The 18,810-nt window shown below is 40.9% G+C and carries 15 protein-coding genes; all 15 read left to right on the forward strand.

The annotated features are described in order from the left end of the window. Nucleotides 1–35 precede the first annotated feature (35 nt). The 15 genes from J2S11_RS02430 (at nucleotide 36) to murA (ending at nucleotide 18,772) form a co-directional block, all read left to right on the forward strand. On the forward strand, nucleotides 36–1,013 hold the full coding sequence (locus tag J2S11_RS02430; protein ID WP_307390440.1) for a ketopantoate reductase family protein: 978 nt from the start codon (nucleotides 36–38) through the stop codon (nucleotides 1,011–1,013). A 69-nt stretch (nucleotides 1,014–1,082) separates the two neighbouring features. Next, entirely contained in the window at nucleotides 1,083–1,475 is a 393-nt protein-coding gene (locus J2S11_RS02435) for a DUF3397 family protein (RefSeq protein WP_307390443.1), read from the forward strand. Between the two features lie 324 nt (nucleotides 1,476–1,799). Continuing rightward, nucleotides 1,800–3,434, forward strand: coding sequence for a bacillithiol biosynthesis cysteine-adding enzyme BshC (gene bshC / locus J2S11_RS02440; RefSeq protein WP_307390445.1), 1,635 nt, complete (start codon nucleotides 1,800–1,802; stop codon nucleotides 3,432–3,434). Between the two features lie 32 nt (nucleotides 3,435–3,466). Then, nucleotides 3,467–4,726, forward strand: coding sequence for an adenosylhomocysteinase (locus tag J2S11_RS02445; RefSeq protein WP_307390448.1), 1,260 nt, complete (start codon nucleotides 3,467–3,469; stop codon nucleotides 4,724–4,726). Between the two features lie 333 nt (nucleotides 4,727–5,059). Next, the gene (gene mraZ, locus J2S11_RS02450; RefSeq protein ID WP_307390450.1) at nucleotides 5,060–5,491 is read left to right on the forward strand and encodes a division/cell wall cluster transcriptional repressor MraZ; all 432 of its coding nucleotides are present in this window, start codon (nucleotides 5,060–5,062) and stop codon (nucleotides 5,489–5,491) included. A gap of 84 nt (nucleotides 5,492–5,575) precedes the next feature. Beyond that, entirely contained in the window at nucleotides 5,576–6,514 is a 939-nt protein-coding gene (gene rsmH, locus J2S11_RS02455; protein ID WP_307390453.1) for a 16S rRNA (cytosine(1402)-N(4))-methyltransferase RsmH, read from the forward strand. A gap of 13 nt (nucleotides 6,515–6,527) precedes the next feature. Continuing rightward, complete coding sequence (gene ftsL, locus J2S11_RS02460) at nucleotides 6,528–7,040, forward strand: cell division protein FtsL (RefSeq protein WP_307390456.1); 513 nt, start codon at nucleotides 6,528–6,530, stop codon at nucleotides 7,038–7,040. Continuing rightward, nucleotides 7,040–9,280 carry a penicillin-binding protein gene (locus tag J2S11_RS02465; RefSeq protein WP_307390459.1) on the forward strand — a complete coding sequence of 747 codons (2,241 nt, stop codon included), beginning with the start codon at nucleotides 7,040–7,042 and terminating at the stop codon, nucleotides 9,278–9,280. The genes ftsL and J2S11_RS02465 overlap by 1 nt, the downstream gene beginning before the upstream one ends. 89 nt (nucleotides 9,281–9,369) lie before the next feature. Further along, entirely contained in the window at nucleotides 9,370–11,319 is a 1,950-nt protein-coding gene (locus J2S11_RS02470; protein ID WP_307390462.1) for a stage V sporulation protein D, read from the forward strand. A 46-nt stretch (nucleotides 11,320–11,365) separates the two neighbouring features. After that, a complete protein-coding gene (locus tag J2S11_RS02475) occupies nucleotides 11,366–12,862 on the forward strand; it encodes a UDP-N-acetylmuramoyl-L-alanyl-D-glutamate--2,6-diaminopimelate ligase (RefSeq protein ID WP_307390465.1) in 1,497 nt (498 codons plus the stop codon). A gap of 15 nt (nucleotides 12,863–12,877) precedes the next feature. After that, nucleotides 12,878–13,843 carry a phospho-N-acetylmuramoyl-pentapeptide-transferase gene (mraY, locus tag J2S11_RS02480; RefSeq protein WP_307390467.1) on the forward strand — a complete coding sequence of 322 codons (966 nt, stop codon included), beginning with the start codon at nucleotides 12,878–12,880 and terminating at the stop codon, nucleotides 13,841–13,843. Then, nucleotides 13,840–15,216 (forward strand): UDP-N-acetylmuramoyl-L-alanine--D-glutamate ligase, encoded by a 1,377-nt coding sequence (gene murD, locus J2S11_RS02485; RefSeq protein WP_307390470.1) that lies wholly within the window; start codon nucleotides 13,840–13,842, stop codon nucleotides 15,214–15,216. The genes mraY and murD overlap by 4 nt, the downstream gene beginning before the upstream one ends. Before the next feature lie 46 nt (nucleotides 15,217–15,262). Next, entirely contained in the window at nucleotides 15,263–16,360 is a 1,098-nt protein-coding gene (spoVE, locus tag J2S11_RS02490) for a stage V sporulation protein E (RefSeq protein WP_307390473.1), read from the forward strand. Nucleotides 16,361–16,589: 229 nt separating this feature from the next. Then, a complete protein-coding gene (gene murB, locus J2S11_RS02495; protein ID WP_307390476.1) occupies nucleotides 16,590–17,498 on the forward strand; it encodes a UDP-N-acetylmuramate dehydrogenase in 909 nt (302 codons plus the stop codon). Nucleotides 17,499–17,512: 14 nt separating this feature from the next. Beyond that, entirely contained in the window at nucleotides 17,513–18,772 is a 1,260-nt protein-coding gene (murA, locus tag J2S11_RS02500; RefSeq protein ID WP_307390479.1) for a UDP-N-acetylglucosamine 1-carboxyvinyltransferase, read from the forward strand. The last annotated feature ends 38 nt before the right edge of the window (nucleotides 18,773–18,810 follow it).

Below are 18,810 nucleotides of genomic sequence, written 5' to 3' on the forward strand. Positions count from 1 at the left end.
GGTAAATAAGTATAGAAAAAAAGGAGGTAAACGGGGTGAGGATACTAATTATTGGCGCTGGAGCATTAGGGCTGCTGTTCGGAGCCTATCTTTCTAAAGAAAATGATGTAACCTTTATCACACGACGAAAGCAGCAGGCTGAACAGATTCGTGAATATGGGTGCCGATTAGTAACGCTTGCAGCAGAGGATATTCGCTACTCGCCTGAGGCTTTTACATGGGAGGATCACAAAGAGTACGACGAATATGATCTTATTTTAGTCACGATTAAGCAATATCATCTTGCTAATGTACTAGAAGAAATGAAAGCAAGAATTTCTCATCGGGTTTCTCTTCTATTCATCTTAAACGGCTTAGGCCATAATGAAGCTATTGCTGAAAAGCTGCCACACATCCATGTTTTCTTGGGCTCAACTCAGTTTGGAGCTTTGAAAGAATCAGATACAGTAGTCCTTGAAAGAGGCGTAGGTAGCCTTACTATTGGGCAGCTAAGCTCACAAGATAAGGAACGAGATAACGATAAACAACTTTATCCATCGTCCTCTAACGGTATTGAGCTCCTCATGACAAGCATGCAAAGAGGAGGGATCGATATCAAAATAAATCATAATATTGAAGCTATCTTATTACATAAATGTATGATCAATGCTTGTATTAACCCATTGACTGCGCTTTTTAAAGTAACAAATGGGGATTTGCTCACTAATATGGGATTACATCAGATGCAACGGAAGGTTTTTGAAGAGGTGATTCAGGTCGTTCAGAAGGCTAATCCTAGTTTTCTCCACGAAAACAATAACGAAAGGGATTTGTGGGAGGAAATTAAAGATGTATGTCGAAATACTAGTAGAAATAAGTCTTCTATGCTACAAGATGTTGAAAATCAACGGTTAACAGAAATTGATGCAATTACAGGATACTTTCTCCATTTAGCTATGCAACATGAGATAAGTGTACCTTATCATGATTTTCTTTACCATGCGATACATATACAGGAATCTCTCTACTCCTAATGCTCGATTTTCTGAACCAATAGATAACGAATAACATCCTTCTAATTTTATTGTAGAGGTGGGGTTTCATTGTTGGTTAATATTTTTGCTCAGCTCGTTGCCACTCTGGCCTTATTTCCTTTGCTTTCTTTTATCCTTGTGTATATTCTTCTCTTTTTGAGTACAAGAAGCAAAGAGAAAGCTCTCCAATGGGCTATCAGTATTTCAACAATTCTAATCATTATATCCATATCGATTACGATAAAGCAGCTGTGGGGCGTATCTTTGCAATGGCTTTTGTTTGTTATTATCTTATTAATAGGAAGTGCGTTAACTTACCTTCAATTCACTTTACACGGTCAGATTAATTATTATAAGCTCACTAAAGGTATTATTCGGCTATCTTTCTTATTATTTGTCCCTGTGCATATCTTTTTATATATTTGGGTGGTTATCCGTGCAGCGTTTATTTCTGTACAATAGATGTTCCTCTAAAATTTCCTTGAACAATGGTCTATTTAACCATGTCAGTTAAGGAAATTTTTTTAACAGTCTAAGAATTTATAAAATTTGACACAATGATTTCTTCAAGTTTTATAAATTCTGGCTGCATGTAAAAGCTTCCTCTAATGATGGACTAGACAACCTCTTCGAGAGGGCTTCGATAGAAGCTTTTCTTATGGTTATACTGTATATGACACTTGAGCGTCTGCATAGCAACATAAAAAATTCTGTGATAAACTTAGAAGGGCGAAAAATTTAAATCCTATATGATTCTTATAAGATTAAAGGGGAGTCAGTTTAAACATGTCATGTAGAGTTGAGGAAATGGAAGTACAGCAGCAACAGAAATTTGCTAATGATTATATATCAAATTATACACAGGTAGAATCTTTTTTTCATTACTCTCCCTATGACCCCTTAACATACAGCACTAGGCTAGAGGAGCTTCAAAGACGTTCCTTCGCGCGTAACGAGGTCAGTGAGATCATTCGTGCAACGATGGTGAAATGGGGGATTTCTCCAAAGGCTGAGGAGCATTTAAACCAATTGAAGCAATCTGATAGTGTAGTCGTTGTAGGAGGTCAACAGGCAGGGCTTCTACTAGGTCCATTATATACGATACATAAAATGATCACGATTTTACAGCTAAGTCAACAAAAAAGGGCTGAGCTAGGCATACCTGTTATTCCTATATTTTGGATAGCAGGAGAGGATCATGATTTTGATGAAATTAATCATATTCTTTTAAAAAGGGTTGAGGGTAAAGGAGTAGAGAAATATGCTTTTACTCCTCCAGAAGGAAATAATAAGCAGTCTATATCTCTCCTTTCCTTTCCAAAGCAGGAGGTATTGAACTGGACCAGAGAAGCCTTTACAAAGCTAAGTGAAACAGAATTCACAAAAGGATTGTGGGACGTAACAGAGCAGGCTATTTTAAGTAGTGAATCTTACTCAGACTTTTTTACACAGCTTGCTAATACGTTGTTTGCTGATTATGGGCTGCTGTTTATTGACTCAGCTGATCCTCAGCTACGTAAGCTAGAATCAAATGTCTTTTGCACCATTTTGCAGCAATACGATATGATACATGAGAAGGTTATGAACACTACTGAAAATCTTTCAGATAAAGGCTATGATCCGCAGGTGCAATTAGGTCAGAACGCCTCTCTGTTATTTCTGATTCAAGATGGAGAAAGAAAGCTTCTTGAAAAAATAAATAACAATCAATTTAGGACAAAGGACGGTCAATATACTTATTCCTTGGAAGAGCTTCTTCATTTAGCTGAAACCTCACCTGAGAGATTCAGCAACAATGTATTGACTCGGCCCTTTATGCAGGAAACTGTTTTACCAACGCTGGCCTTTGTTGGAGGACCGGGAGAAATTACGTATTGGGGACAGCTTAGCGGTTATTTTGAGGAGCTCGGTATGAAGCTTCCACCAATTGTGCCAAGAATAAGTATGACTCTTATTGAACAGCCTATAAGCAAACTTTTGTCTAAATATCAGATTACCTTACTGGATATCATGAGTGGTATGGATCAAATCAGGGGGCAATGGTTAGAAAAGCAGACGAAGCTAAATTTTGAGCAGCTTTTCACGGTAGCAAAAGAGGATATTGCAACAGCTCATTCTGAGCTTTTTGAGAAGTTAAAGGACATTCCTGGCATCGAGCAGCTACAAAGCACAAATCTTGAAAGAATACTTAATGAGGTAAGCTTCATCGAAAAACAAAGTCTTGTATCCTTGGAGCAGCAGCACGCTGCAAGCTTGCGGCAATTTGATAAGCTTGAGTATGCCTTGTATCCTGAGCAGAAGCTTCAAGAGAGAATACACAATTCTATATATGTTTTAAACAAGCATGGTCAAGCGCTAATTAAAGAATTAATGCAACAAAAATTTGAAATCAATGGGAAACACAAGCTAGTTTTAATATAATGAAAGAAAACGATAGGGAGGATGTTGAGTAAATGAGTGTACTGGATAAAAGTTTAATTGCGGACATCAACTTAGCTAAAGACGGTCATTTGAAAATAGATTGGGTTAAGGAGCATATGCCTGTTCTTAATCGTATTCGCGAAAGGTTTGAAAAAGAGCAACCGTTTAAAGGATTAAAGGTAGCCATTTCCCTACATCTTGAAGCTAAAACGGCTTATTTAGCCAAAGTCATTCAAGCAGGTGGTGCTGAAGTAACAATCACTGGAAGTAACCCTCTGTCCACTCAAGATGACGTATGTGCTGCTTTAGTTGAGGACGGAATCCAAGTGTTTGCTCGTTACAATCCTCCGGCAGCGGAATATAAGGGTCATTTGATTAAGGCTTTAGAAACTAAGCCAGATTTAATCATTGATGATGGAGGAGATCTTGTCACAATTCTGCATAGTGAACGTCCTGATTTGGCAGAACAGGTGCGTGGAGGAGCAGAGGAAACAACCACTGGCATCCTGAGGTTGAAATCTTTAGAAAAAGAAGGGAAGCTAGGCTTTCCTATGGTTGCTGTTAATGATGCGTATTGTAAGTATTTGTTTGATAACAGGTATGGAACAGGCCAGTCTGTTTGGGATGGAATTAACCGAACAACGAATCTAGTTGTAGCTGGGAAAACAGTTGTAGTTGTTGGCTATGGCTGGTGTGGTCGTGGTGTAGCGATGAGAGCAAAGGGGCTAGGAGCAAAAGTAATCGTTACTGAAATTGATCCAATCAAAGCGATTGAAGCCTATATGGATGGCTTTGAGGTCATGTCCATGCAAGAAGCGGCAAAGCATGGTGAATATTATGTTACTGTTACAGGCAATAAGGATTGCATCCGCAAGGAGCATTTTGAGTTAATGAAGGATGGAGCCATTCTTAGCAATGCAGGTCACTTTGATGTAGAGATTAATACAGTTGAGCTAGAGGAACTGTCTGTTTCCAAAAGAACAGTTCGTAAGAATATTGAAGAATACACATTAAAGGACGGTCGCAAGATCTATTTATTAGCAGAAGGTCGTTTAGTCAATTTAGCAGCTGGAGATGGCCACCCTGCAGAAATTATGGATATGACCTTTGCTCTTCAGGCATTAGCATTAGAAAATGTGAATCAGAAATACGAAGAGTTAGGATCAAAAGTGATACATGTACCTTATGAGCTAGACCAACAGGTGGCTGCTTATAAGCTTGAAGCATTAGGATTTACCATTGACTCTTTGACACCTGAACAACAGAAATACTTAGAATCTTGGGCAGAATAAGCGGATCATTGTTTTAAGATAATAAATTTTATTTAGCTCTTTGAGAAAAATTGTGGGATATCTCCCCACAGTGGCTCAAAGAGCTTTTTTGTTTTTATACAGGTCGTATAACCTCATTTGAAAGGTATATTTTGTCATAAAAGCACCCGTATATATGTTGATTTATACTTTTATTGGAAATGAACTGATCTTTTCCACGAATTCCCTCGTAAAAAGAGGACAGAAAAACACTTGAATAACTTGCAAGTTTTATTTTTGTATCATAGAATAGATACATAAGTGGTGAGAAGTGGGGGATAGTGGAGGATTTCGGTTGATGTGGGGTGAAGGGCCATGTTTATGGGTGAATATCAGCATACAATTGATGATAAAGGCCGCATGATCATCCCTGCTAAGTTTAGGGATGAGCTTGGTGAGCACTTCGTTATTACCCGCGGACTAGATAACTGTCTATTTGTCTACCCACAGAATGAATGGAAAATGATAGAGCAGAAGTTAAAGACACTTCCGTTTACTCGTTCTGATGCAAGAGCATTTACTCGCTTCTTTTTCTCTGGCGCAATTGAATGTGAATTAGATAAACAGGGCAGGGTAAACATAGCTGCCAACCTGCGTCAATATGCGGTGCTGCAAAAAGATTGTGTTGTCATCGGTGTCAGTAATCGTGTGGAGATTTGGAGCAAGGAAAAATGGGAGGAGTATTTCTCTGATTCAGAAGCTTCCTTCAACGAAATCGCGGAAAAAATCGTTGATTTCGACCTTTAAGGAAAGTATGTACAGAGCAGAAATACTATTCTTGCCGAAGCTTATGCCCATAGCAACTTGGACGTGGAACGGAGGAAAGATGAAATGTTTGATCACATTACTGTTTTAAGAGATGAAGCTGTTCAGGGTTTAAATATTAAGCCAGATGGTACATATGTAGATTGCACATTGGGTGGGGCAGGGCACAGCGCCTTGATTGCCTCCAAGTTAAATAACAATGGCAGATTAATATGCATCGATCAGGACGAATTAGCTTTAGGGCACGCAAAAGAACGGTTAGCAGCGTATAAAGATCAGGTTTTATTTGTCAAAAGTAACTTTAGATATATTACTGAAATACTTTCAAACCTAAGCATTGAAAAGGTGGATGGCTTCTTATACGATTTGGGTGTTTCCTCTCCTCAGCTTGATGAAGCAGAACGAGGATTTAGCTATAATCACAACGCCTCACTTGATATGCGTATGGACCGGAGTCAGGTATTAACGGCTCATGAGATTGTGAACAGCTGGAGTGAAGCAGACATTGCTACGATTATCTATCGCTATGGTGAGGAAAGATTCTCCCGTAGGATTGCACATAAAATCGTTGAAGCAAGGAGCTCTGCACCAATAGCTACAACATTTGAACTGGTTGAGCTCATTAAGGCAGCTATTCCGGCTCCTGCTAGGAGACAAGGGCCTCATCCTGCAAAGAGAACATTTCAAGCAATTCGAATCGCTGTAAATGATGAATTGAAGGCCTTCGAAGATTCCTTGGATCAGGCTGTATCCTCTTTAAACAAAGATGGAAGAGTTAGCGTGATTACGTTCCACTCTCTTGAGGACCGTATCTGCAAGCAATACTTTCAGCAGCAGAGTCAGGGCTGTGTATGTCCACCTGACTTTCCACAGTGTGTGTGCAATCAGGAACCTAATTTGAAGGTTATTACTAGAAAACCTATCTTGCCAAGTGAGCAGGAGCTAGAGGAAAATCCAAGGGCAAGATCAGCAAAGCTAAGAGTGGCGGAAAAGATAAACAAATAAAGGGGGAAGCTAGATGTATCAATACGGTAATGTGGCAGTAAAGTATCGCAAAGAACAGAAAAACAGACCGAATATCTATAAGCAACCCAAAAAAGTTCCCCAGACTCAGCCCAAAAAACAAATAAGAGGACAACAGTCTAAAAAGCCATTAGCAAAGAAAAATATTCTTGCTGGTGAAAAAATTCTCTATATATTAGGTGTAATATTAATCGTTGGAGCTTTATTTATCCTTTTAGGAGGGAACGCTTCAATTGCTCAAATGAACTATGAGACACAGTTTTTAGAACGAGAAATTGTTACTCTCTCAGAAAGAAATGATGAGTTAAGAGTTGAAATTGCGGAGCTAAGCTCCCCAGAACGGATACTAACGATAGCTAGAGAGGAATGGGGCTTAGAGGTGAATGAATCTCCTGTTAAGGTTCTATCTACGTCCATTGAATCACATACTGCACTAGCGAATGATACAGACAGTCTAGAAACTCAAGAGCTCAGTGATCAAAGAAGAGCAGGCAGGAGTGGAAGATAATGCTGCAAAAAAGAAAGATGAACAAAAGAAGTCAAGTCACTGGAGCAATATTCCTATTGCTCTTTTTTGCATTGGTTTTTCGGTTTTACGAGCTGCAAATCGCTGATGCTGCCTTTTATGAGCAAAGAGCAGAAGCGATGTACAACACGGAGAAGGTGTTACCAGCTAAACGTGGAACAATATATGACCGAAACGGAGAAACTCTAGCAACAGAAACAACGGCCTATACGGTGGTAGCCATCCTAAGTCCTTCTGTCAAAACGAGAGTCGAGGATGTAGCAGGAACAGCTAGTGCACTAGCCCCTTATCTAAATATGAGTGAGACAGATATCCAAAATCTTTTATCTTTAGAAGGAAGGTATCAGGTTGAACTAAGGCCAGGTGGGTGGAAAGTTGATCGTGAAACAATGAAACAGATTGAAGCGTTAGAGCTTCAAGGGATTACGTTTCGAGAGGAATCCAAAAGAACGTATCCTAACCAAAACTTTGCTTCACATGTCCTTGGTTTTTTAAATAATGATGAAGAGCCTGTCATGGGCTTAGAGTCCTTTATGGATGAAAGCTTAAAAGGGGAGCACGGAAAAATTTCATTTAAAAGGGACGCAGAAAGCAATCGTCTGCCGAATGGATTAGAGTCCATTGTCCAACCACAGAATGGTGACCATATTTATCTAACGCTGGATGAACGTATTCAGCTTTATGTGGAGCAAGCGTTAGATAAGGCACAGGAGGAGTATAATCCAGAGAAAATGACGGTTGTTGTTTCAAGGCCAGACACTGGTGAAATTCTTGCCATGGCTAGCCGGCCATCATTTAACCCTAATCAATATAGAGATATTACAAATTATATGAACCATGCGATTACAAGCACCTTTGAGCCGGGGTCTACCTTTAAGATTATAACTCTAGCTGCTGCTATCGAGGAAGGGCTCTATAATGGCAATGAAACCTACCTATCAGGAGTCTATAAATTACCTGGAGGAGAGGTCCCTGATCACCAAAGACAAGGATGGGGCTATATTTCCTTTTTGGAGGGTGTACAGAAGTCAAGTAACGTTGCATTTACTATTTTAGGATATGAGCGGATGCAAAAAGAGGTGTTTTATAAGTATATTTATGATTTTGGCTTCGGTGAGCTAACAGGCATTGATTTGCCTAATGAAAAAAGGGGGTTTGTTAAAAGTCCTCATAACATTCCTCCACTAGATTTAGCAAACATGACATTTGGACAAGGGGTGACCGTTACAGCGATCCAACAAATCGCTGCTATTAATGCGATTGCCAATGGTGGTACACTCCTGAAACCATATATTATCGATCGAGTTGTGGATGCAGAAGAAGGAAATCTGATTCAGCAGAACCAGCGAGAGGTTGTCGAAGAACAGATTATTTCAAAGGAGACCGCTAAAGAAGTAGCACAAATTCTTGAAACGGTTATTACAGATGGTACAGGAAAAAACTTTTATCTTGATGGCTACGCCGTTGCTGGAAAAACAGGTACAGCCCAAAAGGTAGGAGATGATGGGAGATATGTTAGAAATAAGCATATTCATAACTTCATTGGATTTGCACCAATGGATAATCCTGAGCTATCCGTGTACGTATTAGTAGATGCGCCGGAAGTGGAGCATTATAGCTATGGTGGTTTTGTAGTTTCAGAGATTTTTAAGCATATCATGCAGAATAGCTTACAATATCTCAGCATAAAGCCTCAGATTGAGGAGGTTTCTATTCAAGCCAATGAAGGCAAAAAAGCTTCAAAGGTAGAAGCCTACACAGGTGTCTCTCTGATGGCAGCAAAACAGAGGGCAGAAGAGGATGGCTATAAGGTGATTGTAATAGGAAATGGCACCTCAGTCCAACAGCAACTTCCAGCAGCAGGTGCAGCTTCTTATCCTAACGAAACGCTGTATCTTATTACCAATGACTCAGGAGAGTCAACTGTACCAGATATGAGTGGATGGACGCTCAGAAATGTGAAGGATTGGGCGTCAATAGTAGGAGTTGAGTTGTCTGTCCTAGGTCGAGGCTATGTGGTGACACAAAGTCAGCAAGCAGACTCCATCATTCGCTCAGGGGATACGATGAGCATTGTACTAGAGCCGAAATTTAGTTCAGACAGTGATGAGTTTTTTGAGGATGAGCTAGAGAATACAGAAGGTGAAGGGCAAGAAGGTTCAGAGAACGATGATACAGAGCAAATGACTAATGATGAAGAACAAAACCTAATCGTTGAATAACAGGGGCTATTCCTCCCTCCTATCGGTGTTCTATTACGTAGACAAGTTGAATAGGGTAATAAAAAACAAAGCTAATAGGAGGGAGTTTCTTGCGTGTATCATCGGTAACTGTACGCAGAAGGTTAGCTTTTGCCTTAGTCATAGGAATCTTTTTATTTGTGCTGTTAGGCTCACGTCTAGGCTATGTTCAACTTGTCCAAGGAAACTGGTTAGCTGGTAAAGCGGATGATCTATGGAGTAGAGACATTCGTTTTGAGGCTAAAAGAGGGGCTATCTTAGACAGGAATGGAGAAGTTCTGGCGTATAATATAAGTGCTCCATCTGTAATGGTCTTTCCTGCTCAGGTTAAAAATCCTCAGGAGACAGCCGCTCAACTAGCATCAGCGCTAGGTGCCGATCAGGATAAAATATATAGGTCAATTACTCAACGAGAAATAAGTGTTTGGATAAGGCCTGAGGGGCAGAAAATCTCTAATGAAAAAGCGAAGGAAATTCAGGAATTAGGATTAGCAGGAGTCATGATTGCCGAAGATAGTAAAAGGCATTATCCTAATGGTGAGTTTCTTTCTCATGTTTTAGGCTTTGCAGGAATAGATAATCAGGGAATTGTAGGATCGGAGCTTATTTATGATGAAATTTTGCGTGGGAAAAGGGGTCATGTATCCTTTTATGCTGATGCAAAAGGAGAACTAATGCCCAATCAGCATGAGGTCTATACTCCACCTAAGGATGGGAATGATTTAGTATTAACCATTGATGCTGGGGTACAGAAAATTATAGAGCGAGAAGTGGACAATGCCGTTGCTCAGTATAATCCAGATCATGTAATCGCCATTGCTATGGATCCTAACACTGGTGAAATATTAGGGATGACAAGCAGGCCATCCTATGATCCAGGAAATTTCCAGGATTATACCCCTGAGGTATATAATCGTAATTTGCCAGTGTTTAGTATTTATGAGCCTGGCTCAACTTTTAAGATCATAACTCTTGCAGCAGCCTTGGATGAAGGAAAAGTTGATTTACATCACGATTCCTTCTATGACCCTGGTCATGTCACTGTAGGAGGAGCCCATTTACATTGCTGGAAACGAGGAGGACATGGTCACCAAACGTTCTTAGAAGTTGTCGAAAATTCATGTAACCCGGGCTTTGTTGAGCTAGGTCAGCGATTAGGCACAGAAAAGCTCTTTCAATACATTCATGATTTTGGGTTTGGGCAAAAAACGGGAATCGATATGCAAGGTGAACAAGCCGGAATTATATTTCAACCAAAACAACGAGGGCCGGTTGAAACCGCAACAACAGCTTTTGGTCAAGGTGTAGCTGTTACTCCAATCCAACAGGTTGCTGCCGTTTCGGCTGCTATAAATGGGGGATACTTGTACCAACCATACATTGCTAAAGAGTGGAAGGACTCGGAGACAGGAGCTCTATTAGACTCTAATTCTCCTTCTATGAAGAAACAGGTCATTTCCAATGAAGCTTCTCAGAAGGTAAGAGAGGCACTAGAAAGTGTAGTAGCTCAGGGGACAGGTCGTAATGCCTACGTAGAGGGCTATAGAGTAGGTGGGAAAACTGGAACAGCCCAGAAGGTTGCACCAGGTGGAGGCTATCTGGAAAACAATTATATTGTTTCCTTTATTGGCTTCGCACCTGCTGATGATCCTCAGATTGTGGTTTATGTAGCGGTAGACAATCCTAAAAACACTGTTCAGTTTGGGGGCACGGTAGCTGCACCAATTGTTGGAAGGATTTTAGATGATTCCTTACGATATATGGGAGTTGAAAAGCGTGAAAATGCTTTACCTAAAGAGTATCGTTGGGGCGACGAAATCCAGATAGAGGTTCCTTCAATAGTAGGAATGACGGCACAGCAAATTTCGCAGCTTTACTCACCCTTACAGCTTGATGTGACGGGAACAGGGAAATATGTGCTTAGACAATCACCATTACCGGGTACTAAAGTAAAGGAAGGCTCGGTAGTCCGCGTTTATATGGGGGATGAAGGGGATGACAAACAGAGCGTAGATGATTAAAATAAAAAAGGATGACGTTCAACGCAATGAATGGTGGAGGAATAGAATGAAGATTAGAGAGCTTTTACACACACTTACCCCATATTATTTTTTCAATGAAAAATGGGATGATATAACGATTTCATCCATTGAGATGGATTCTAGATTAGTTACATCAGGCACATTGTTTGTATGTATTGAAGGTGCTCAAACGGATGGTCATTTGTATGTAGATCAGGCTGTAGAATTAGGAGCTGTAGCTATAGTCGCTCAAAAAAAGATAGAAGCTACAGTCCCAGTGATTATTGTTCCTGATACACGTAGATCTTTGGCCTTTTTAGCGGCTGAGTTTTTTCGGAACCCTACGAAAGAGCTAGGTTTAATTGGGGTGACTGGTACGAATGGAAAGACGACTGTTACTCATCTCCTAGAAGCTATTTTTGAGGGAGTAGGAAATCGTACAGGAAGAATTGGAACAATAGGTACAAAAATTGGCGACACGTTAAGAGAAGGCAAAAATACGACACCAGAATCTCTTGAATTACAAAGATCATTTAGAGAAATGGTGGATGCAGGCTGTAAGTATGCTTTTATGGAGGTATCCTCCCACGCTATTCAAATGGGAAGAATAAGGGGTTGTCAGTTTAAGACCGCTATCTTTACTAACCTAACACAGGACCACTTAGATTATCACGGTACAATGGAAGAGTACAAACGAGCAAAAGGGCTTCTTTTTGCTCAGCTAGGCAGTAGCTATGATTCAGACAAACTTAAGTATGCTATTATAAATGGAGATGATCCGGTTAGTCAGTATTATATGGATATTACTCCAGCTCAGGTGATTACCTATGGAATCGACTCTCAGGATGTGGATGTTCGTGCGACGAATATTAAGATCTCGAGCGAAGGTATGCAATTTACAGTTGAGAGCTTTATGGGCACAGAGGACTTTCGAGTTCAATTACTAGGCAAGTTTAATGTGTATAATCTGCTAAGCACCATAGCAGCTGGTTTAGTTGAAGGGATTAGTCTTTCTCAAATCAAGCAGAGCTTGGAGCAGGTTAAAGGTGTGCGGGGACGTCTAGAGTCCGTTTCAGCGGGGCAGGGTTTTTCTGTTGTTGTAGATTATGCTCATACTCCTGACAGCTTAGAGAATGTACTGCTAACAGCAAAGGAATTTGCTGAAAACCGTGTTCTTTGTGTAATAGGCTGTGGGGGAGATCGTGATCGTACAAAACGCCCAATAATGGCCCAAATCGCTGCGCGTCATGCTGATTATAGTGTTCTTACTTCTGATAATCCCCGGACTGAGGAGCCAGCACAAATTTTAGAGGACATGATTCAAGGCTTAACACAAGAGAAGGTTTCAAAAGAGCTGTACACAAGTCTAGTAGATCGTCGGGAGGCTATCTATACAGCTATAGAAATGGCTCGTCCTGGAGATGTAGTCATTATAGCTGGAAAGGGTCATGAAACCTATCAGGATATAAATAATCAGAAGCTTCATTTTGATGACCGTGAGGTTGTTCTTGAAGCTTTAGGACAGCGTAAGAACGAAGAGTAGATTGGAGGAGTTCCTTTGTCATACACCGTACTAGGTTTAACGATTTTAGCCGCTTTCTTAATAGTTGTTTTGCTCGCGCCAATCTGTATTCCCATTCTTCGCCGCATGAAATTTGGTCAAACGATTAGGGATGAAGGCCCGCAGTCACATCAAAAAAAATTAGGCACTCCAACGATGGGTGGAGTCGTGATATTAATAGCTATTGCTTTTACAGGGTTTAAGTTTGCTGACAGTAATATGGAGATTTTTCTTTTGATGCTAGTTACTCTTGGCTATGGCTTACTAGGTTTTTTAGATGATTTTATTAAGATTGCTCTAAAAAGAAACTTGGGCTTAACGGCTAAGCAAAAGCTTTTTGGACAGATTATCATTGCCCTTATTTTTTATTATTTCTTAATGCAGCAGGGTCATTCGACAGATCTCCATATTCCACTTGTCGATGTGACTCTACCATTAGGCTGGTTTTATCTGCCGTTTGTCGTCTTTCTATTAGTTGGTTTCTCTAACGCAACGAACCTTACTGATGGAATCGATGGGCTGCTTTCTGGAACGGCTGCTATTGCCTTCGGAGCTTTTGCTCTCCTAGCCTTAAGATATTCAGAGCCGGAAATTGCTATATTTAGTGCTGCTGTTGTAGGTGCTGTACTGGGCTTCCTTGTCTATAATGCTCATCCAGCAAAAGTATTTATGGGAGACACGGGATCTCTAGCACTTGGTGGAGCTATAGCTGGTATAGCCATTTTAACCAAAATGGAGCTACTTCTTGTCATTATTGGTGGTGTGTTTGTTATTGAAACTTTGTCAGTGATGCTTCAGGTAGCTTCGTTTAAGCTACGTGGAAAACGTATATTCCGCATGAGTCCTATTCATCATCATTTTGAACTGTCGGGCTGGTCAGAGTGGAAGGTAGTTGTTGCTTTTTGGGCAGCAGGGCTAGTCTTTGCTGGAGCTGGAATTTATATTGAGGTGTTTATGAGATGAATAAAGCAGCGTTTTCTGTGTACAAGGATAAACTAGTATTAGTTGTGGGTTTGGCTAAAAGTGGATCTGCGGTGGCCAAGCTTTTGTTTCGTTTGGGTGCCTCAGTGATCGTGAATGATCGAAATGCAAGAGAGGAATGTGCAGGGATTGAGGAGCTTGAGAATTTGGGGATTCAAGTTGTTTGTGGATCTCATCCTTTGGAATTACTAGATAGACCTATAGATCTTATTGTAAAAAATCCCGGTATCCCCTTTGACATTCCTTTTTTGGCTGAGGCAGAGCAAAGGGGAATTTCAGTTATTACAGAGGTCGAGATTGCCTCTTGCATTTCAGAGGCACCGATTATAGGAATTACTGGTTCAAACGGAAAAACAACGACAACGACAATGATCCATCTTATGCTTCAAGGTGGAAAATACAATCCTCTCATTGCAGGAAACATCGGAACCGTAATGTGTGAGGTTACAGAACAGGCAACAAATGAAGATATTATTGTTGCGGAATTGAGTAGCTTTCAGCTTTTAGGAACAGCAAGCTTTAGGCCAAAAATTGGCTTACTTTTAAATATACATGAAGCTCATCTCAATTATCACCATACGATGGAGCATTATACTTCTGCTAAACTCAAGCTTTTTGCTAATCAAGACCCTACAGATCTAGCTGTTTTAAATGCGGATCAAGATTTTATTCGTCAGGCTGCGGCTCACTTACAGGCAGAAGTAGCTTGGTTTAGCACAGAGCAAGAGGTGCACAGGGGAAGTTTTATTCGTCATGAAGGCATTATTTATCGCGATGGTCAAGGAGATGAAATTGAAATTTTACCTCTTTCTGAGCTGCTTTTACCAGGGAGACATAATGTACAGAACGCTTTGGCTGCCATTACCGTTTCACTTGCCGCAGGAGCAGAGCTTACTCGTGTGCAGGAAGTGCTCAAAACCTTCAGAGGGGTGGAGCATCGACTGAAGTTTGTGGCTACAAAAGCAGGAGTACACTATTATAATGATTCCAAAGCGACGAATGCTACAGCAACAATAAACTCTATACAAGCCTTTCAAAACCCGCTTCTTTTGATTGCCGGAGGATTAGATAGAGGAGAGGATCTTTCACCGCTAGAGCCTATATTAACCAGCCATGTTAAAACATTAATTGCTTATGGTCAGCTAGCTCCAGAGCTTAAAAAAGCTGCTCAATCAGCAGGTCTTAAGCAGGTTTATATGGCCGATACTGTTGAGGATGCGGTAAATACTGCTTCTCTTTTAGCTCAGCAAGGTGATACAGTCTTGCTTTCTCCAGCAGCAGCTAGCTGGGATCAATTTAGATCCTTTGAGGAGAGAGGAGACATGTTTATTCGTTCTGTGCATAAGCTTAAATAGAGGGTAGGACTTGCCCTTAATTTAGCTTGGGACAGAGGTGGAAGCAATGGCCAAAGCACGCAGGGCGCCAGACTTTTTAATCGTGTTTTGTACGTTAGCGATTTTATGTATAGGGATCATTATGGTATATAGCTCAAGTGCTGTGATTTCCTTAAGCAAGTTTGGTGATCAATTCTTTTATGTGAAGCGTCAGCTCCTTTTTGCTGGAATAGGTGTTGTAGCGATGTACATGATGATGAATATTGATTATTGGGTCTGGCGTAAATTTGCAAAGCTCGGATTAATCGTATGCTTTATCTTACTTATTCTTGTCTTGACCCCATTGGGCTTGGTTAGAAATGGCTCGCAGAGCTGGCTAGGGATAGGTGCATTTTCTATTCAACCATCTGAGTTTATCAAAATATGTATGATTATATTTCTAGCGAAGTATTTATCTGAGAATCAAAAGCAGATTGTTTCCTTTACGAAAGGGATGCTACCACCGCTTCTACTCGTTTTTGCTGCGTTTGGAATGATTATGCTACAGCCTGACTTAGGGACCGGCACGGTTATGGTCGGTACATCGATTGTCATGATTTTTTTAGCGGGGGCTAGAATCCTTCATCTTTCAGGTTTGGCCGCGCTTGGCATAGCAGGTTTTACCGCGCTTGTTATTGCTGCTCCATATCGAATTAAGCGTATTACCTCCTTTTTAGATCCTTGGCAAGATCCGCAGGGGGCTGGGTATCAGATCATTCAATCTCTGTATGCAATAGGTCCTGGAGGTTTGTTAGGTCTAGGTCTAGGCATGAGCAGGCAAAAGTTCTATTACCTACCGGAGCCACAAACGGATTTTATCTTTGCCATCCTAGCGGAGGAATTAGGCTTTATTGGTGGAGTGACCGTACTATTGCTGTTTTCAATCCTCCTTTGGAGGGGAATCAAGATTGCCATTTCAGCGCCAGATTTGTATGGCAGCTTCTTAGCAGCTGGTATTGTGAGTATGATTGCTATTCAGGTTATTATTAACGTAGGAGTTGTCACAGGACTGTTTCCTGTAACAGGAATTACCCTTCCATTTTTAAGCTATGGGGGCTCGTCCCTGACTTTAATGCTTGTGGCGATGGGAATTTTACTTAATATTTCACGCTACGCTAGAACCTAGCTTCTAAGTGGCGCATAAGGAAATCTTTGACCTATAACGTGGAGGGTTAGAGAAATTTAGATATTATTTGCTATGGACTTAGCTACATCGGATCACTGCTACATATCGTAAGGATAGTCTTTCGAGGAAGTTTGACTAGGCGTTTGTCACACTCTTTCACTAAGAGCATAAACTATTCTAGGCGTCGCAGATCAGATCCCGATAGTGCATTCGTATTAGGAGGATTCCAATGAATAGATTGGTTGAGGAACTACTAGAGGCGAACGTGGGAAAAGTGTGGGAAAATGAACCACTTGCGAATCATACAACATGGAAAATTGGTGGACCGGCAGATGTGCTGGTGCAGCCTAGAGGTAAAGCAGAAATCATAGCTTGTATGGAGATCATTCGAAAACATCAGACTCCATATCATATTATAGGCCGTGGATCTAATTTGCTTGTTAGAGACAAAGGAATCCGTGGGATTGTTGTTAAGATAGGGGACGGTCTAGATCACTTAACAATTAACGATACCCAAGTCGTCGTTGGAGCGGGCTTCTCTTTTATTAAATTGGCCACGATGATGGGAAAGCGCGGATTAGCTGGCTTAGAATTTGCAGGTGGAATTCCAGGTACAATCGGCGGAGCCGTCTATATGAATGCAGGGGCACATGGATCTGATGTAGCACGTGTATTACATTCTGCTGAAATATTATTTGAAGATAGCAAAGTTGAGACCGTGAGTAATGAAGATTTAAAATTCTCCTATAGAACCTCCCTACTTCAGAAAGAGAGGAAAGGAATCTGCTTAGAAGCAACCTTTCAATTAGAGCACGGTGAAAGGGAGGAAATTACGAAAAAACTTGCTGAACATAAGAATTATCGTCGAAAAACTCAGCCGCTTAAACAGCCATGCTGTGGAAGTGTCTTTCGTAATCCGAAGCCACACTCTGCTGGAGGCCTAATTGAGGAATCAGGATTAAAAGGCTTTCAAGTGGGAGGTGCACAGGTTTCATTACTTCATGCTAACTTTATCGTTAACGTAGGTGATGCCTCTGCTAACGACGTCCTTACCTTGATTGAGCATATCCGTAAAACGATTAACGAGAAGTTTGGCGTTGATATGCATCCAGAAGTACAGGTGGTGGGCGAGGAGTAAAACGGAGGTGAGACATGGCATCATTTATTATCAATGGTGGGTACCCTCTAGCAGGAGAAGTCAGCATTTCCGGAGCAAAAAATGCTGCTTTACCTATACTTGCTGCTAGCCTTATGGCGAGCGGTGAACAGCATATTTATGATGTTCCACATCTATTAGATATACAGGTTATGTTAGAAATTTTAAACTCTATTGGTGTCAAGACGGAGCACCAGAATCACCATGTAAGCCTAGATACAACCTCACTTTCATCTACTACCATTCCTGAGCATTTAATGGGGAAGATGCGTTCTTCCATTTTCTTAATAGGGCCATTGTTAGCCAAGTTCGGTCAGGTCACGTTATCAAGGCCAGGTGGCTGTGCGATAGGGGAAAGACCTATTGATTTACATTTAAGTGGACTGCGTGCCCTTGGCGCTTCTATCTCGGAGGATAGTGGCTTCATCTATTGTGAGGCGAAACAGCTTCAGGGAGGTAGAATTCATCTACGTTATCCTAGTGTGGGAGCTACTGAAAACATAATGATGGCAGCCTCTTTAGCCAAAGGTACGACTCGGATTATAAATGCTGCAAGAGAACCAGAAATTAGTGATTTACAGCGATACCTGAATCAGATGGGAGCACGTATTTCTGGCGCGGGAACAGATACCATCTATATTGAAGGGGTTCCTAAGCTTTCTCCGACGGCTTATAAAGTTATTCCAGATCGGATCATTACCGGAACACTGTTATTAGCAGCAGCTATAACACGAGGAGAAATTGCGTTAGCTAATGTCATTCCTGAGCATAATGAAGCATTACTAGCTAACATGGAAGCATGTGGTATTGAAATTAGAACGTACCGTGATATAATGACATTAAAAGTGAATAAACCCTTGAAGGCTCTAGATTTTATTGAGACAGACCCTTACCCTGGTTTTCCTACAGACTTGCAGTCTTTGATGATGGCATTCACAGCTACAGTTGAAGGAACTACCGTGATTAAAGAGAAGGTTTTTGAAGGGCGATTTAAGCATGTAGATGAATTAAACAGGATGGGTTCTCGTATTACAATAGATCTAAACCGTGCCTTTGTAAGGGGAGTACCAAAACTGTCCGGTGCAAGAGTTGAGGCGCCTGATTTACGTGCTGGTGCTGCATTAGTGCTTGCAGGCTTGTATGCTACGGATACAACTATTGTATCAGGAGTTCATCACATTGATCGAGGTTATGAACATCTAGAAGGAATGCTACAGGGAATTGGAGCTAGAATTAAACGTATTCATGATGAATAAACGGCATACATTATGCCGTTTTTTTTGACAGTCTAAGA

This window comes from Bacillus horti (assembly GCF_030813115.1).
Taxonomy (GTDB): Bacteria; Bacillota; Bacilli; order Caldalkalibacillales; family JCM-10596; genus Bacillus_CH; species Bacillus_CH horti.

Excerpts from the sequence above, each read along its gene's own strand:
- rsmH (WP_307390453.1), top strand. The coding sequence starts at position 5,576 with ATGTTTGATCACATTACTGTTTTAAGAGATGAAGCTGTTCAGGGTTTA.
- murA (WP_307390479.1), top strand. The coding sequence starts at position 17,513 with ATGGCATCATTTATTATCAATGGTGGGTACCCTCTAGCAGGAGAAGTC.
- murB (WP_307390476.1), top strand. The coding sequence starts at position 16,590 with ATGAATAGATTGGTTGAGGAACTACTAGAGGCGAACGTGGGAAAAGTG.
- J2S11_RS02465 (WP_307390459.1), top strand. The coding sequence starts at position 7,040 with ATGCTGCAAAAAAGAAAGATGAACAAAAGAAGTCAAGTCACTGGAGCA.
- spoVE (WP_307390473.1), top strand. The coding sequence starts at position 15,263 with ATGGCCAAAGCACGCAGGGCGCCAGACTTTTTAATCGTGTTTTGTACG.
- ftsL (WP_307390456.1), top strand. The coding sequence starts at position 6,528 with ATGTATCAATACGGTAATGTGGCAGTAAAGTATCGCAAAGAACAGAAA.
- J2S11_RS02475 (WP_307390465.1), top strand. The coding sequence starts at position 11,366 with ATGAAGATTAGAGAGCTTTTACACACACTTACCCCATATTATTTTTTC.
- J2S11_RS02445 (WP_307390448.1), top strand. The coding sequence starts at position 3,467 with ATGAGTGTACTGGATAAAAGTTTAATTGCGGACATCAACTTAGCTAAA.
- mraZ (WP_307390450.1), top strand. The coding sequence starts at position 5,060 with ATGTTTATGGGTGAATATCAGCATACAATTGATGATAAAGGCCGCATG.
- murD (WP_307390470.1), top strand. The coding sequence starts at position 13,840 with ATGAATAAAGCAGCGTTTTCTGTGTACAAGGATAAACTAGTATTAGTT.
- bshC (WP_307390445.1), top strand. The coding sequence starts at position 1,800 with ATGTCATGTAGAGTTGAGGAAATGGAAGTACAGCAGCAACAGAAATTT.